Source organism: Tateyamaria sp. ANG-S1, from assembly GCF_000814025.1.
Classification (GTDB): Bacteria; Pseudomonadota; Alphaproteobacteria; order Rhodobacterales; family Rhodobacteraceae; genus Tateyamaria.
Genome location: NZ_JWLL01000023.1, coordinates 1 through 14077, shown reverse-complemented (window position 1 = coordinate 14077; position 14077 = coordinate 1). Strand labels below are relative to the sequence as shown.

Below are 14077 nucleotides of genomic sequence, written 5' to 3'. Positions count from 1 at the left end.
TGAGGATGGGGTTTGGAGGCGTTATCGGTACTTCGGGAACGCTTTTGGTGGCAAAGAGGTGCTGTTTTCTAAGGAAAATAGGGTTGGGGAGAGGCGGTATTGCTTGGTTTCTAGTTATTTCTGTTAGAAATATGGTTAGGTTTGTTATTGCGTTAGGGCAGGGGAAAGATGTTGGGATATCAGGGTGTTGGGTTTTGTCGCCGTTCCTGATGTACCGAGGATGCGTTCCCGTTGTACCGAACTTGTGTTCTTGATGTACCGAAGCGCCTGTTCCTGATGTACCGATAGAGTGTTCCCGAAGTACCGAGTCACCAGATTGGGTTGGCTTCGATGTACTTTTTGGCGAAGGCGCGGAAGGCGGCGTTGGGGTTTTTGACCGGTTCGTCCTTTTTCGCGGCCCATTCTTGCCACGCATTCAGGATGTACTGGATGTCGTATTCGGGGTTTGCGTGCTTGATGTCTGTGAGCACCGAGTGGGCGACGTCCAGCGCCGCGGCGTTCGGTACATCGGGAACGCTTTGGTCCTCGAATTTCGGCTGGAAGCGGACGAGGGCTTGTTTTCCCTTGGGCTTGAACGGGGTGGAGACGGAGGCGGGATCGACGATCTGGACGTGGTAGTCGGGGATCGTGCCTGCCTCGCAAATCTCGTTGATGCGGAATTTGAATTTGCGTTCAGTGTCGATGGAGCCGCATTTCTCGGCGAGCCGCTTGATGCCGATGTACCATTCGGGCTGGCGGCCTACATGTTTGCGGGCAAGCTCGTAGAGGCGGCGCTCTAACCCCTTGGACAGACGGAAGTAATCGCGGTTGATGGTCAGGACGCGCCGGTCCTTGACGATGGCGTTGAACATCCAGCGGTTCATGGTGACTTCGACGGCGCCCATAACCTTTTGCCCGCGGCGGTTGGTGCGTTCGATGACGCGCCAATCCTCGATCCAGCCGAAGCCGCGGCGTTCGCGTTCGTCGCCTGCGGTGATGTTTGTGAGGATGTTGGTGGAGCGGAGGCGGTCGAGGGCGTCGAGGAACAGCTCGTAGGCGCGTTTGCCGGAACTGCGGCCCGTGACCTTTAGGAAATCATAGGCGGAGAAGGTGATCGTGCGATCCTGAACGGAACTGGTCGCATCCGCGTCGAAGCGGCCGTTTTCGATGCGTTCGTTCACGAGCGAGGTTAGGTAGATTAGGATGTCCTTGTCCCAGATGGTGGCGATGCCCTTGTGACCCGGCTGGATCTCGATCTTCACCACGCCATCATCGAAGATGAAGGGCGTCATACGGGGGCGTTTTTGCAGGGAGAAAAACGGAAACTCCATCAGCGCACGCTCGTCCTTAACGGGCGCGTCGGCGAGTTGGTCGAGGAAGAGGTCCACTTGTTTGTCTGACACGTCCGTTCCCGATGTACCGAATCTAACGTGTTCCCGTTATACCGAGTTTTGTGTTCCCGATGTACCGATATTTTCAAGATGTTGTTGTGTCGGTGTTTTTTGGCACAAGCCAAGCGTGAGGGGCGCGGTCACTTGGAGTAACCGCACCCTGTAAACCTGCGACGATCGCTTAGTTTGAAAACGTATCGTTCAACCCGGAAACCGGGCTTGCGACACCGGTGATGGCGGATAGGGCTTTCTGGAACTGTGTATAGGGTGCCTCGGCGGCGTAGAGGATATCGCCGTCCCGGATATTGAACTGTTCGCCGAAAAACAGACCGGAAGGTTCTGTGAGATCAAAGGCATAGATGGCCTGGCGTTGACCGGAATAGGCGGCCCCGCCCAATTGTTGCAACCGTGTGGGTGTTTCTGCCCGCAGGATGAACACGCTGTCGGGGTAGCCCGACCTTGGGTCCAGCCCGCCGACCAGGCCAAGCGCTTCTATCAGGTTGATGGTCGGCTTGGGGAATTCGACCAGCGACTGACCCGACACCGCGCCAATGGCGGTAAAGGCGCGGCGGTCCTGCCGGACGGTGATCTGATCACCGGGCATCAGTGCGATGTCAAACTGTGGTTGCGCCAGCAGATCGTCCAGCCAGATGCTGCCGGAGACATGGCCGCGCTGCACCAGCACTTCGGTCAATTCGGATTCGTCTGTGAACCCACCCGCCTTGGCCAGCATCGCCCGCAGCGTGCGGGCAGAACGATCAATGGGATAGACACCCTGGGCGGCAATGCTGCCCAGTACGGTGACGGTGGCGCCATTGCCGGGTATTCTGGCCACCATGATCTGTGGGTCCACGGTCTGGGCCGATATTTCTTCGACCAGATCAAGCCGCAATTGTTCTATCGTGCGTCCCGCAGCCTGTACCCGACCGGCATAGGGGATGAACACGGCCCCCTGGTCGTCGACCGGCACTTCGGTCAGGACCGACGGCCCCTCGATCGCGCCAAAGAGGCCGTCATCGATGTTTTCCCAGATCGTGACGTTCAGCAGATCACCGGAATAGATCAGTTCGGCATCGATGCGGTCGCGGGCTAGAAAGCTGTTTGGAAAGCCGGTGCGCGCGCTGAGATCCTCGGGGCCCGCAAAACGTGCGACGTCGGCATTGACGGGAACGGCGAGAACTTCGGCGTTCAATACCTGGGCAGAGGCGAGGATTTCACGCGCGTTGGGTCCGGGCCGCGGCAGGCCGCATGAGGCGAGGATGCTGAATAGCATTATGAAAATAAGCGTCTTTTTGATCATCGTTGTTCTATTCATACTGCGCCGAAGAAAGTGCCGGCGGTTCCCCCAATGTCTTTTCGTTCTTGCGGGCGGGCGTGCTGATGACGGGCCCGCTGCGCTGCTTTAGGTGCCGATCCGCGAAAAGGTCTGGCGCACATCCGGTCCCGTCCCAAGCCAACCTGCAACCACGTTGGACACATGCGAGACGATGCGGACGCGCTGGCTTTGCCCGGCGGCTTCGGCGCGTACCGCGTCCTGTCCGCTGAAGGCGACGAGGTCGGCAGAGACCCCCGCCTCTGACGCCAGCACGGCACCTGTGCGCGCATCGACGACCGCAATATCGAAATTGATATTGTGCACGCCGGATACGGTCAGCCGCGCGCGTGCCATTTCCGTGAGCGCGTGAAACTGGTTCACCGTCACGTTCACATTGACGGGCCGCCCGTGGCTGGACAGCGTGGCTGCACCGGTTTCGACCGCTTCCTGCATGATGCGTTGCACCTGAATGTAGCGGTCACCGGGCGGCTCGCCCCGCCAGACGATGTCCCCATCGGCGGCGGAGAAGTTGTCAGCCTCGGATACGGTCAGTGTTCGCGGCACATCGACCGACACTGCATTCAACCGCCAGGCCGCCGATTGTTCGGGCGTGGGGTTTTGATTGTAGCTTGTTTCCCATTTCCGTTCGCATGCCGACAGGGCAAGGGCGCAGAGGCCGACCAAAGCCAGCCGTGCGACCCGTGATATGGTGCGGTTATGTGTTTGGGCGGTGCGCATATACGCGCTGTGCTGTGCCGTGGTCATTGCAGTCCGCCCATGCGCAGAATGTCCGTTCTTGCAGATGTTTCAGAACGTTTCGATTTGCGGCGTCGTTCTGCCGCGCGGACCTTGTGCATGACCAAATTCTGCCCCCCAGCAATGGCTTAAGCATGTTTTCTGGTTCAACTATAGCGGGTACCTGCATCCCAGCAAGTTGGGGACTGAGCGCCGGAAAATTTCCGCCGATGCAGGTGTGGGGTGGTCGGGCATCTGTCATGGCGCGGGGTTGTGGCGGTGTGCGCCGATAGGTGACGCAGCGGCAACTTCTCAGAGAACGCGCACCGAGTTGATGCAGGTCAAGCCGCCCTTGCGCGCCATGCCTAGAGTGCGCGTCAGGATCTGCCGTGCCAAGCGCTCCTGCCAGGCCGTTGACCGGGTGAATATGAAGCTTCCGAGTGGTGATCATACCATGCTGTTTGTCCTGACTGTGCCGCTGGGTGCGTGCGCCTGCAGCCTGCCTGGTGCGGGCAGGGCAGGGGGGGTTTTCTGATGCGGATTGTGACGGCCTTGGGGTCTGCGGCCCTGTTGCCGCAGGGGCCGGATGTGTCCCGCGACGCCCACAGGGCCAATTTGGTGAGTGCGGCCAAGGCCCTGGCCAAGCTTGCGCTCGAGCATCAGGTGGTTGTCACCCATGGCGATGGGCCGCAGCCCGGCGTTCTGGCGTTGCAGGGGCAGGCCGGGCCATCGGCAGAGGTGATGGGCACGCAGACCGATAGCCTCATCGGCTACATGTTGGAGCAGGAGCTGGGCAATTGGCTGCCCTTTGACACGCCGATTGCGACCCTTGTGCCCATGATCGAGGTTGATCCGGATGACCCGGCCTTTGACACCCCGATGCACTGTGTCGGCCCCGTCTATGACAGGGCGGAGGCGGAGCGGATCGCGGTGCGCACGGGCTGGCAGATGCGTGCCGATGGCGGTGGCTGGCGGCGTGTGGTGGCAACGCCGGTGCCGCGCCGGATTTTCCAGAAGCGCCCGCTGGAGTGGCTGGTCGAGCAGGGAACGATCGTTCTGTGCGCGGGCGGGGGCGGGGTGCCGACTGCTTATAACGATGCGGGCGATCTGGTCTGTGTCGATGCGTTGATCGACAAGGATTTCGCAGCCGCCCTGATCGCGCGGGAGGTTGGGGCGGACCTGTTTCTGGCCGCGACCGGTGCCGATGCCGTCTGTCTGGACTGGGGCACGGCCGATCAGCGTGCGGTCAAGACGGCGGCACCCGATGCGCTGGAGCGCCATGCCTTTGCCGCCGGGTCCATTGGGCCGAAGGTGGCGGCGGCCTGTCAGTTCGTGCGCGCCACGGGCAAGCCTGCTGCCATTGGGGCCTTGTGTGATCTGAGTGCCATGGTCGCCGGCGCGCGCGGCACGGTAATTTCCCCGGACGTCACCGGCATCACCTTTCATGAGCCTGCGTCCGAGCCGGGTGCGGCGCTGGCCCCGGAGATGCGCCATGGTACGTGAGCTGATCCGCTACTCGCAGGTGCTGGAGATTGTGGGCGACACGCTGAAGGTCCATGTGCCGGAGCAGGCGGGCGCTGACAGTGTGGTGCGCTATGGCGATCTGGCTGTGGTCAAGAGCGTCGATGGGGCATCTTCGCTCGCGCAGGTCATTCGGATTGAGCGCGATGTCGTGAGCTTGCAGGTGTTTTCGGGGACCAAGGGGATTTCGACGGGGGCGACGGCGACCTTTCTGGGGCATCCGATGCAGGTGCCGTATTCTGGGAACATTCTGGGTCGGGTGTTTGACGGGGCAGGGGCGCCCGTGGATGGCGGGCCCGATCTGGGCGGTGAGCCGCGCTATGACATTGGCGGGCCATCGGTGAACCCGGCGGAGCGGGTGGTGCCAAAGCGGATGATCCGCACCGATGTGCCGATGATTGATGTGTTCAATTCTCTGGTCGAGAGCCAGAAGATCCCGATCTTTTCGGTGTCGGGCGAGCCCTACAACCCGTTTCTGGCGCGCATTGGCATTCAGGCGGATGCGGATGTGGTCGTGTTTGGCGGCATGGGCCTGATCTTTGACGACTTTCACACGTTCCGGCAGTCCTTCGAGGATGCTGGGGTGTTTTCGCGGACCGTCATGTTCGTCAATCAGGCGTCTGACCCGCTGGTGGAGCGGTTGCTGGTGCCGGATCTGGCGCTGGCCGTGGCGGAGAAGTTCGCGGTCGAAGAAGGCAAGCGTGTGCTGGTCCTGCTGACCGACATGACCGCCTATGCCGATGCGATGAAGGAGGTGGGCATCAGCCAGGAGCGGGTGCCATCGCAGCGCGGCTATATGGGCGATCTCTATAGCGAGTTGGCGCGGCGGTATGAGAAGGCGTGTGACTACGCGAAGGGCGGGTCGGTCACCATTCTGGCGGTGACCACCATGCCGGGCAATGACGTCACGCACCCTGTGCCGGACAACACCGGCTATATCACCGAGGGGCAGTTTTACCTGCATTCGGGTGTGATTGATCCGTTCGGCAGCCTGTCGCGGCTGAAGCAGAACGTGGTGGGCAAGACCACGCGCGAGGATCACGGCCAGATCATGAACACGATGATCCGGTTTTACTCCGAGGCGCGCGACGCGGCGCAGAAGCAGGCGATGGCGTTTGAGCTGTCGGACTATGACCGGCAGGTGCTGAAATTTGGTGATCTGTTCCGGGCGCGGTTCATGGACATCAACGTGTCGATCCCGCTGGAGGAGGCGCTGGATCTGTGCTGGCAGACGCTGGCCGAGTGCTTTGAGCCTGCGCAGTTGCTGATGAAGCAGCCGTTGATCGACAAGTATTTCCCCAAGGGGTCGCATGGCGCGGTTGCAGCTCAATAAATCCTCGCTCGCCCGCGAGGCGGCGCAGCTGCGGTCGTTCGAGCGGTTTTTGCCGTCGCTCGACCTGAAGCGCCAGCAGTTGATGGCGGAGCGGGCAAAGGCTGTGACCGAAGTTGCGGCTTTGCAGGAGGAAGTGGACCGGCTGGCCGCGCAGGTGGGTCGCGATGTGCCGATGCTGAGCAATCGCGACATTGATTTGGGCGGGTTGGTGGAGCTGACCGACTATCATCTGGCCGAAGAGAATGTCGTGGGCACACGCCTGCCCGTGCTCGACCGGATCGAGGTGACGGTGCGGCCCTATTCCAAGATGGTGCTGCCCCATTGGGTCGATCACGTGACGCACCTGCTGCACGACATGCTGACGGCGCGGCTACGGGTGCAGGTGGCCCGGCAGCGGGTGGAGGTGCTGGATAAGGCGGTGCAGACCGTGACCCAGCGGCTGAACCTGTTTGACAAGGTGCTGATCCCCAACGCGCGGGCCAACATCAAGAAGATCCGGATTTATCTGGGCGATCAGCAGACCAGTGCAGTGACGCGGTCGAAGCTGGCCAAGCGCAAGCGGGGGGCGGCATGAGCATTGCGCCCCTGAAGAAGCTGAGCCTTGTGGGGCCGGTTGAGGCGCAGGATGTGGCGCTGACGCGGTTGCAGGAGTTGGGCGCGATGCACTTGCTGCCGATGTGCCCGGTTGAGAGCCGCGTGGAGAAGCGGGTGAGCCGGGAGGCGGAGGATGCCTATAAGGCGTTGCGCTTTCTGGCCGTGGTGCCGGGACCGCGGCGGCAGGTGCGCAGTGATCCGGAGTTCGATGTTCAGGCCTTTGTCGCTGATGCGCTGGCGTTGAAGGATCGGCTGCGCGCGGCGCGTGACCGGCGGGATGCGTTGGCCAATCGGTTGGCGCATATGCAGCCCTGGGGGGATTTCGAGTTTCCGCCGCTGGAGAGCCTGGCCGGGCAGCGGCTGTGGTTCTGGCAATTGCCGGTGAAGCATCGCGCCGCACTGCAATCGGTGGAATTGCCCTGGCAGATTGTCGGGCAGGACACGCGGCATCTGTTTGTGGTGGTTCTGAGCCCGGAGGAGCCGCCCGTTGATCTGCTTCCCGTGCCGCGTGTGCATCTGGGGTCGAAGCCGGGGCGGGTGCTTGAGGCCGATCTGGAGACCGCCGAGATCGAGATTGAGACGCTGCAGGGCGAGCGGATGGCGATGACGCGATTTCTGACGTTGCTGCGGGCCAATCTGTCGGAGGCGGAGACGCTGGCCGAGCGTGCCTTTGCTGACAGTCAGACCCTGCGCGATCCGGATCTCTTTGCCGTGCAGGGCTGGGTGCCGGAGGCCCGGGTGCCGGAGGTGGAGCGGACCTGTGCCGATCTGGGGCTGGCCGTGTTGATCGAGGCGCCTGCGTGGGATGAGGTTCCGCCGACGTTGCTTGAGCAACCGGATGAGGCGGGGGCGGGCGTGGATCTGGCGAATTTCTATCAGGTGCCAAACTACCGCGCTTGGGATCCGACGCGGATGCTGATGCTGTCCTTTGCCCTGTTCTTTGCCATGATTGTGGCGGATGCGGCGTACGGCGCGATGGTGGCCGTTGGTGTGCTGTTGTTCTGGCAGCGGCTGGGGGCCACGGCGGCGCTGCGGGGGTGGGGGCGGATGGGGCTGTATCTGGCGGGGGCCACAGTAGCCTTTGGCGTGATCGTGGGCAGCTATTTCGGGTTTGGCCCACCGGAGCGTGGGGTGCTGGCGGGCTTTGCGTTCCTCGATCTCAATGACTTTGACACGATGATGACGCTGTCGATCCTGATCGGGGTTCTGCACATCTGTTTTGCCAATGTGATGGCCTTTGCCGCGAAATCGACGCGCAGCCGGTTTGGCAATCTGGGGTGGATTGCGTTGCTTTTAGGCGGCGTGACGCTTTGGATTGGTGGGCTGGAGGGGAGGCCGCTCAACGTGGGCGGGGCGTTGATGGTTCTGGGGCTGGTTCTGGTCATGTGGTTTGCCAGTGACCGGCCCGTGACCAAGCCCAGCGATTGGTTGTGGCGCGGGTTTGACGGGCTGAAGGGGGTCGCGGGGGCCATGGGCCTGTTTGGCGATGTGCTTTCCTATATGCGCCTGTTTGCGCTTGGGCTGGCGTCTGCGTCACTTGCCATCACGTTCAACGGGCTGGCGGTGGATGTGATGGCGTCGGGGTCAGGTCTGGGCCTGCTGGGCGGGCTGCTGATTTTCATCATCGGCCATGTGCTGAACTTTGCGCTGGCGATGATGAGCGGGGTGGTTCACGGCCTGCGCCTTAATTTCATCGAGTTTTACAAATGGGGGCTGCCCGAGGAAGGCGTCCCCTTCCGGGCTTTTGCCCGCAAGGAGGTTCAGGAATGACGGAATTGGTGATTGCATTGGGCTGGCTGGGTATTTTTGCCCCTATGGCCTTGGGGGCTGTGGCCAGTTCCATCGGCTGTTCGATTGCCGGGCAGGCGAGCATTGGCGCGATGCTGGAGACCGAGGGCGGCTATGGCCGGTTTGTCGGTATCTCGGCCTTTCCGTCGACTTTTGTGATCTATGGCATCGTGATCATGTTCACGCTGAACCGTGAGGTGACGCTGGAGAATGCCGGGGGCCTCTTTGGTGTGGGGCTGCTGGCGGGTGTTGCGCTGCTTTATTGCGGGATCTGGCAGGGGCGGGCCTGTGCCGCGGCGATCAATGCGTCAAAGGAGAAGCCTCAGATCTTTGGTCTGGCCCTGGCGCCTGCGGCGATCATTGAGGGGTTTGGCGTCTTTGCCTTTGTCTTTGCCCTGGTCATCAGCGCGGGGATTGCGTGATGGCGACGGAGCAGGAGACGGCCAAAGGGGTCGATGCACTGATTGCACGGTTGCGCCATGACGGTGTGGCTGCCGGGACCGCGGAGGCGGAGCGTTTGGTGACCGATGCGCAGGCGGAGGCCGCGCGGATCGTGGCCGAGGCTGAGGATGCTGCCGAGAAGACCCGGATCGAGGCCAAGCGCGCGGCGGATCGTTATGCGCGCGCGGGCGAGGAAGCGCTGAACACGGCCATGCGGGACGCCGTGCTGACCATGAAATCGACGCTCATGGCCCAGTTCGAGCAGGATGTGCAGCGCATGGTGAGTGCGCAGATGTCCGACCTCGAGATGCTGCGCCAGATGGTGCTGGAGCTGGTCGGCCGGGCCGGGCAGGCGGCGTCGGTGGGGCAGGGGGCCAGTGTGATCCTGCCCGCCGAGGTGGTTGGCCCTGAGGCGATCACCGCCAATGCCGATGACATCCAGTCGGGCGCGCTGACAAAGTATGTTCTGGGGCTTGCGCAGGATCAGTTGAAAGAGGGTGTGACGCTGTTCGCCGCGAGCGATCTGCACGCCGGTATCCGCGCACAGGCGGGTGAGGATGGTGTGGCGCTGGATCTGTCGGACCAGGCCATTGCCGCGCTGCTCATGCAGCATTTGCAACCGCGCTTTCGCGCCGTGCTTGAGGGGGTGATCAAATAGCCATGTCTGATCCTGATGCCTATGTCTCGCTGGTGGCGAGCCTGCCCAGTTCCGAGCGGTTGTTCGTAGCCAAGCGCCCGCCGTTGTCGCGCCTGCGGCTTGAGCGGCGCTTGTCGGCGCTGAGCGAGGGCGATGCCCGGACGCTTGCGCGGATCGAGGGATTGCTGAGCTGGTCCGCTTATGATCGCGGCTCGGACCTGCGCACCCTTGTGGGCCGGGCCAAGGCGGTGATGACTGATCTGCCCCAACGCACCTTGCGCCGGATTGTGAACGAGCGGATGGAGTTGCGGACTGCTGTCGCTGCCTTGCGGATGCGGCACAGTGGGGCAGGGGCCCCGCAAGGAGACTGGGGTTATGGCGTCTGGACCTCGCATATTGCGGCCAATTGGGGGGATACGACCTTTGGCCTTGATCGGTCCATGCCGTGGTTGCGGCAGGCATGGCAGCTTTTGGAGAAGGGTGATCCGCTGGCGCTGCAACGCCATCTGCTGGATGTCACTTTTCGTCAGTTGCAGCGTCATGCCGGGCGTCACCACTTCGATTTCGAGGCGGTGGTGATTTACGTGCTGAAGTGGAACATCTTTGACCGCTGGGCCAAGGCCGACAGCGTGGCCGCAGCACAGCGCTTTACCGAGTTGTCCGAGGACGCCTTGCGGCATTTCCCGCATCTGCAAGCGGAAGGAGTCAGCGCATGAGTGCCGTCGCTGAAAGGACGCCTGCCGCTGAGGCAGAGGTCGCAACCGCCCGCATTGTCGCTGTGCAGGAAGGGTTGGTGCAGATCGAAGCCCTGGACCAGCCCGATCGGTCGCCGGGGGCGTTGGTCAAGAACGAGATGGTGTTCATTCTGCCCAGTCGTCTGGCTGCGGGAGGACGGCAAGAACGGCTGAAGGCTGAGATTCTGCGGGTCCGGGGCAATACCGCCGATGCGCAGGTGTATGAAAGCACTCAAGGCGTTGCAGCGGGTGATCCGGTGGTTCAAAGCGGGCAGCTTTTGTCTGTGGCGCTTGGGCCAGGATTGTTGGGCCAGGTCTATGACGGGTTGCAAGCGCCGCTGAAGCAGGTGGCCAACGCCTATGGCATTTTCCTCCCCCGTGGGGCCGATGTGGACCCGTTGGACCGAGCGGCGAAGTGGTCCTTTACCCCGTCAGTGAAGCTGGGTGACACCGTGACCGCCGGGCAGACCATTGGCACGGTGCCCGAGGGCCGCTTTACCCACAAGATCATGCTGCCCTTCAACTGGACGGGCAGCTATACCGTGAACTGGGTGCAGAAGGGGGCGGTGACCGTCAATGATCCTGTGGCGCGCCTGACCTCGGACGGGGGAGAGGAGCATGTGATCCCCCTGTCGCAGCGCTGGCCGGTGCGGCGGCCGATGGCGGGGGATTTGCTGAAATCCGGGGCTGTGCAGCGGAAATATCCCGACACGCCGGTGCTGACTTCGCAGCGCTTGATCGACACGTTCTTTCCCATCGGGCGGGGCGGGACGGCGTGTATTCCTGGCCCCTTTGGCGCGGGCAAGACCGTGCTTCAGAACCTGATTGCGCGCAATGCGCAGGTGGATGTGGTGATCGTCGTCGCTTGCGGTGAGCGGGCGGGGGAAGTGGTGGAGACCATTACCGAGTATCCCGAGATGACCGACCCGACCTCGGGCGGGAGCCTGATGGATCGGACGATTATCATCTGCAACACGTCCTCCATGCCAGTGGCGGCGCGGGAGGCGTCGATTTTTACCGGGATCACCTTGGGTGAGTATTACCGCCAGATGGGCCTTGATGTGCTGTTGATTGCCGACAGTACGTCCCGCTGGGCGCAGGCGATGCGCGAGACGAGCGGACGGTTGGAGGAGATTCCGGGGGAAGAAGGCTATCCCGCGTACCTCGAAAGTTCGATCAAGGGGCTGTATGAGCGGGCCGGGGTCATGACTGCCGTCGATGGGGCCACGGGCAGCCTGACCATGATTGGCACGGTGTCGCCCGCGGGCGGGAATTTTGACGAGCCGGTGACGCAGGCGACCTTGTCCACGGTGAAGTGCTTTCTGGGGCTGTCGTCAGAGCGGGCGTACAAGCGGTTCTATCCGGCGGTGGACCCGCTTTTGTCGTGGTCGCGGTATCTGGAGCAGATGTCGGAGTGGTACGACCTGCATATCGAGCCCGGTTGGACCGGCAAGGTGAAGGCGATGCAGGACCTGTTGGAGCGGGGTGAGCAGATCAGCCAGATGATGAAGGTCACGGGCGAGGAAGGCGTGACGCTTGAGGATTACGTGACCTTCCAGAAGGCGCTGTTTGTCGACATGATCTATCTGCAGCAGGATGCGTTTGACGATGTGGACAGTTGCGCGCCGCTGGAGCGTCAGCAGCGCGTGTTCGGGCTGATGCAGCGGGTCGTCGATGCGCCGATGGCGCTGGAGGACAAGGGCGCGATCCGGGCGTGGTTCACTGAGGTGACGGGGCTGTTCAAGAATTTTCACTATGCGGCGGATGGCACGCCGGAGTTGAAGGCGCTGCTGAGACAGATCGAGGACAGGATTACCGGGGTGTGACACAGGGACTTCGCCGTCGGACCGCGTTTTCGAAGCGGTAGATTTTTACATACTAAGTCCTATACGTCGGGTGTGCTGACCTAGAGCCTCTGGTACAGCATGTCGAGGGCTGCTATGACGTCAATGTTGTGCTCGGCCAGGCTGGCGACCGATGTTTTGAGTTCGGACAACGGCACGGCGGCCACGAATTGGGTGGCTAGGATAAGGTCCTGTTCCGCGATGTGGATGACCGGGTTCAGGTGCTTTGAAGGTTGGAGCGTGGTGCCGAGCGGCACGAGCGGGATCACCTCGCGGGTGTTCAGCGGGTCGAGAAGGTCAGATCGCACATCGACGACAAGCGTGCCGTCGGGCTGGATGTCGTAGACGTTTGCTTTATCGGACATAAGGAGACTGGGCGGTTGGGGGTTTTGTCGGAAGGTACGGTTTTCCGGTAAGCGATGAGTAGTTTCGGGACGACTCCGTGATCTGTTGTGAAAGCCATAACAAGGATCCTGCCAAGTATCGGTTTCCCGAAGCTCCAGAGCAGAGAAGGGGAGGGGGCATCGCACGGGATGTAACTCACATCCGGACTGGTGATACCTATGATCTGTAGAACGTCAAAGACTATTGCCTCAATCCGTCCAAAGATCTGAGCCAAAACAGGGAGCCGCGTCACGCAATTCTGACATCAATCGGACTTTGAACCGTCAGCAGCAGATGCCCGCTCCGAGCCCAACCGTCTCATTCGTCAGTATGCAGCGAATGACCGAAATCGAATTGAGTTTCTCCAGCGATTTGGGTAGCGTTCAAGTATGGCCTCGCTCGGGCCTCCCCCCTCCGCTGGGGCAGCATTTGACATGCGGAGCGACACGATTTCGGACCTATCCTGTTCGAGCACGCGCATAAGGAGGGATTGCGGAGACCGCTCGCAAAAGGAGGTTCACGATGAGACTATCCTCGCCAATCTACACCCTTAAGTGCCAAGCCAAGCGACTCGTACGCGAAAATGGCATAAAGCTCCACGAGGCACTCAACCGTATTGCCACCAATGAGGGTTTCAAGGACTGGAGCCATTTGGCGTCCAGCTACTCTTCAACTACACCAGCCACTGAAATCATGAGCCGACTCAATTCAGGCGATATGGTGCTGATCGGTGCGCGCCCTGGTCATGGGAAAACCCTTCTTGGATTGGAACTGGCTGCATTGGCAGAGAGGAATAATTGCACAGGCTATGTGTTTTCATTGGACTACAATGAAGCGGATGTTTGGATACGGTTCGCGAAACTTGGTTTCGATCCAAACGAACATGACCGATCAGTCGTCGTTGATACTTCGGACGATATCTGCGCAGCGCATATCGTTGAACGCCTCAGCAATTCGCCGGGTCACGCACTTGTCGTTGTCGACTACCTGCAGCTATTGGATCAGAAGCGCAGCAACCCTCCGCTCGAAGAACAAGTCCGGGCGCTGAAGAAATTTGCCATCGAATGCGGAGCGGTTGTGGTTCTAATCTCCCAGATCGACCGCGCTTTTGAGCTATCGTCGAGCAACATGCCAACCCTAGCCGACATCCGTTTGCCAAACCCTGTCGATCTATCGCTTTTCGACAAAAAGTGTTTTCTACATGACGGCCAAATCCAGATAGAGGCGGCGGCATAGCACCAAGCTGAATTCCTTTGCGGACGTTCGTCGAAGGTCCGCAAAGTCCGCATACCGGACTTACAGGCCCAGCCGCTTTAGTCAAATTCACCCGGAACCGATCCCGACGGCGTTGGTAGGAGCGTGTCATTTCAGGGGAAGCGTG

The 14077-nt window shown here is 61.3% G+C and carries 13 protein-coding genes; 9 read left to right on the top strand and 4 right to left on the bottom strand.

Annotated features, from left to right (window positions below):
* Positions 1 to 308: 308 nt before the first annotated feature.
* The 3 genes from RA29_RS21120 to RA29_RS21110 form a co-directional block, all read right to left on the bottom strand.
* Positions 309 to 1382: a replication initiator protein A gene (locus RA29_RS21120; RefSeq protein ID WP_039689835.1), complete on the bottom strand. Its 1074-nt coding sequence runs from the start codon at positions 1380 to 1382 to the stop codon at positions 309 to 311.
* 169 nt (positions 1383 to 1551) lie between these two features.
* Positions 1552 to 2643, bottom strand: coding sequence for a polysaccharide biosynthesis/export family protein (locus tag RA29_RS21115; RefSeq protein WP_039689955.1), 1092 nt, complete (start codon positions 2641 to 2643; stop codon positions 1552 to 1554).
* Positions 2644 to 2772: 129 nt separating this feature from the next.
* Positions 2773 to 3450 carry a DUF6778 family protein gene (locus RA29_RS21110; protein WP_052249865.1) on the bottom strand — a complete coding sequence of 226 codons (678 nt, stop codon included), beginning with the start codon at positions 3448 to 3450 and terminating at the stop codon, positions 2773 to 2775.
* A gap of 504 nt (positions 3451 to 3954) precedes the next feature.
* Here RA29_RS21110 and RA29_RS21105 point away from each other — a divergent pair.
* Genes RA29_RS21105 through RA29_RS21070 form a run of 8 tightly spaced genes read left to right on the top strand, consistent with a single transcriptional unit; the run spans position 3955 to position 12294 of the window.
* Positions 3955 to 4923 carry a carbamate kinase gene (locus RA29_RS21105; RefSeq protein WP_052249864.1) on the top strand — a complete coding sequence of 323 codons (969 nt, stop codon included), beginning with the start codon at positions 3955 to 3957 and terminating at the stop codon, positions 4921 to 4923.
* On the top strand, positions 4913 to 6274 hold the full coding sequence (locus RA29_RS21100; protein WP_039689833.1) for a V-type ATP synthase subunit B: 1362 nt from the start codon (positions 4913 to 4915) through the stop codon (positions 6272 to 6274). The genes RA29_RS21105 and RA29_RS21100 overlap by 11 nt, the downstream gene beginning before the upstream one ends.
* The gene (locus RA29_RS21095) at positions 6252 to 6848 is read left to right on the top strand and encodes a V-type ATP synthase subunit D (RefSeq protein WP_039689831.1); all 597 of its coding nucleotides are present in this window, start codon (positions 6252 to 6254) and stop codon (positions 6846 to 6848) included. Before RA29_RS21100 ends, RA29_RS21095 begins: the two co-directional genes overlap by 23 nt.
* The gene (locus RA29_RS21090; RefSeq protein WP_039689829.1) at positions 6845 to 8638 is read left to right on the top strand and encodes a hypothetical protein; all 1794 of its coding nucleotides are present in this window, start codon (positions 6845 to 6847) and stop codon (positions 8636 to 8638) included. The genes RA29_RS21095 and RA29_RS21090 overlap by 4 nt, the downstream gene beginning before the upstream one ends.
* On the top strand, positions 8635 to 9078 hold the full coding sequence (locus RA29_RS21085; protein WP_039689826.1) for an ATP synthase subunit C: 444 nt from the start codon (positions 8635 to 8637) through the stop codon (positions 9076 to 9078). Before RA29_RS21090 ends, RA29_RS21085 begins: the two co-directional genes overlap by 4 nt.
* Complete coding sequence (locus RA29_RS21080; protein ID WP_039689824.1) at positions 9078 to 9755, top strand: hypothetical protein; 678 nt, start codon at positions 9078 to 9080, stop codon at positions 9753 to 9755. Before RA29_RS21085 ends, RA29_RS21080 begins: the two co-directional genes overlap by 1 nt.
* A 2-nt stretch (positions 9756 to 9757) precedes the next feature.
* Positions 9758 to 10450 (top strand): DUF2764 family protein, encoded by a 693-nt coding sequence (locus tag RA29_RS21075; RefSeq protein ID WP_052249863.1) that lies wholly within the window; start codon positions 9758 to 9760, stop codon positions 10448 to 10450.
* Positions 10447 to 12294, top strand: a complete 1848-nt coding sequence (locus RA29_RS21070) for a V-type ATP synthase subunit A (protein WP_052249862.1) — start codon at positions 10447 to 10449, stop codon at positions 12292 to 12294. The genes RA29_RS21075 and RA29_RS21070 overlap by 4 nt, the downstream gene beginning before the upstream one ends.
* Positions 12295 to 12374: 80 nt before the next feature.
* Here the strand turns inward: RA29_RS21070 and RA29_RS21065 are convergent, their stop codons facing one another.
* The gene (locus tag RA29_RS21065) at positions 12375 to 12677 is read right to left on the bottom strand and encodes a CcdB family protein (protein ID WP_039689822.1); all 303 of its coding nucleotides are present in this window, start codon (positions 12675 to 12677) and stop codon (positions 12375 to 12377) included.
* Between the two features lie 541 nt (positions 12678 to 13218).
* Here RA29_RS21065 and RA29_RS21060 point away from each other — a divergent pair.
* The gene (locus RA29_RS21060; protein ID WP_039689820.1) at positions 13219 to 13932 is read left to right on the top strand and encodes a DNA helicase; all 714 of its coding nucleotides are present in this window, start codon (positions 13219 to 13221) and stop codon (positions 13930 to 13932) included.
* Positions 13933 to 14077 lie beyond the last annotated feature (145 nt).

Bases quoted from the DNA above. Each gene is read 5' to 3' on its own strand.
- RA29_RS21115 (WP_039689955.1), bottom strand. From the start codon at position 2,643: ATGCTATTCAGCATCCTCGCCTCATGCGGCCTGCCGCGGCCCGGACCC.
- RA29_RS21110 (WP_052249865.1), bottom strand. From the start codon at position 3,450: ATGACCACGGCACAGCACAGCGCGTATATGCGCACCGCCCAAACACAT.
- RA29_RS21105 (WP_052249864.1), top strand. From the start codon at position 3,955: ATGCGGATTGTGACGGCCTTGGGGTCTGCGGCCCTGTTGCCGCAGGGG.
- RA29_RS21100 (WP_039689833.1), top strand. From the start codon at position 4,913: ATGGTACGTGAGCTGATCCGCTACTCGCAGGTGCTGGAGATTGTGGGC.
- RA29_RS21095 (WP_039689831.1), top strand. From the start codon at position 6,252: ATGGCGCGGTTGCAGCTCAATAAATCCTCGCTCGCCCGCGAGGCGGCG.
- RA29_RS21090 (WP_039689829.1), top strand. From the start codon at position 6,845: ATGAGCATTGCGCCCCTGAAGAAGCTGAGCCTTGTGGGGCCGGTTGAG.
- RA29_RS21085 (WP_039689826.1), top strand. From the start codon at position 8,635: ATGACGGAATTGGTGATTGCATTGGGCTGGCTGGGTATTTTTGCCCCT.
- RA29_RS21080 (WP_039689824.1), top strand. From the start codon at position 9,078: ATGGCGACGGAGCAGGAGACGGCCAAAGGGGTCGATGCACTGATTGCA.
- RA29_RS21075 (WP_052249863.1), top strand. From the start codon at position 9,758: ATGTCTGATCCTGATGCCTATGTCTCGCTGGTGGCGAGCCTGCCCAGT.
- RA29_RS21070 (WP_052249862.1), top strand. From the start codon at position 10,447: ATGAGTGCCGTCGCTGAAAGGACGCCTGCCGCTGAGGCAGAGGTCGCA.
- RA29_RS21065 (WP_039689822.1), bottom strand. From the start codon at position 12,677: ATGTCCGATAAAGCAAACGTCTACGACATCCAGCCCGACGGCACGCTT.
- RA29_RS21060 (WP_039689820.1), top strand. From the start codon at position 13,219: ATGAGACTATCCTCGCCAATCTACACCCTTAAGTGCCAAGCCAAGCGA.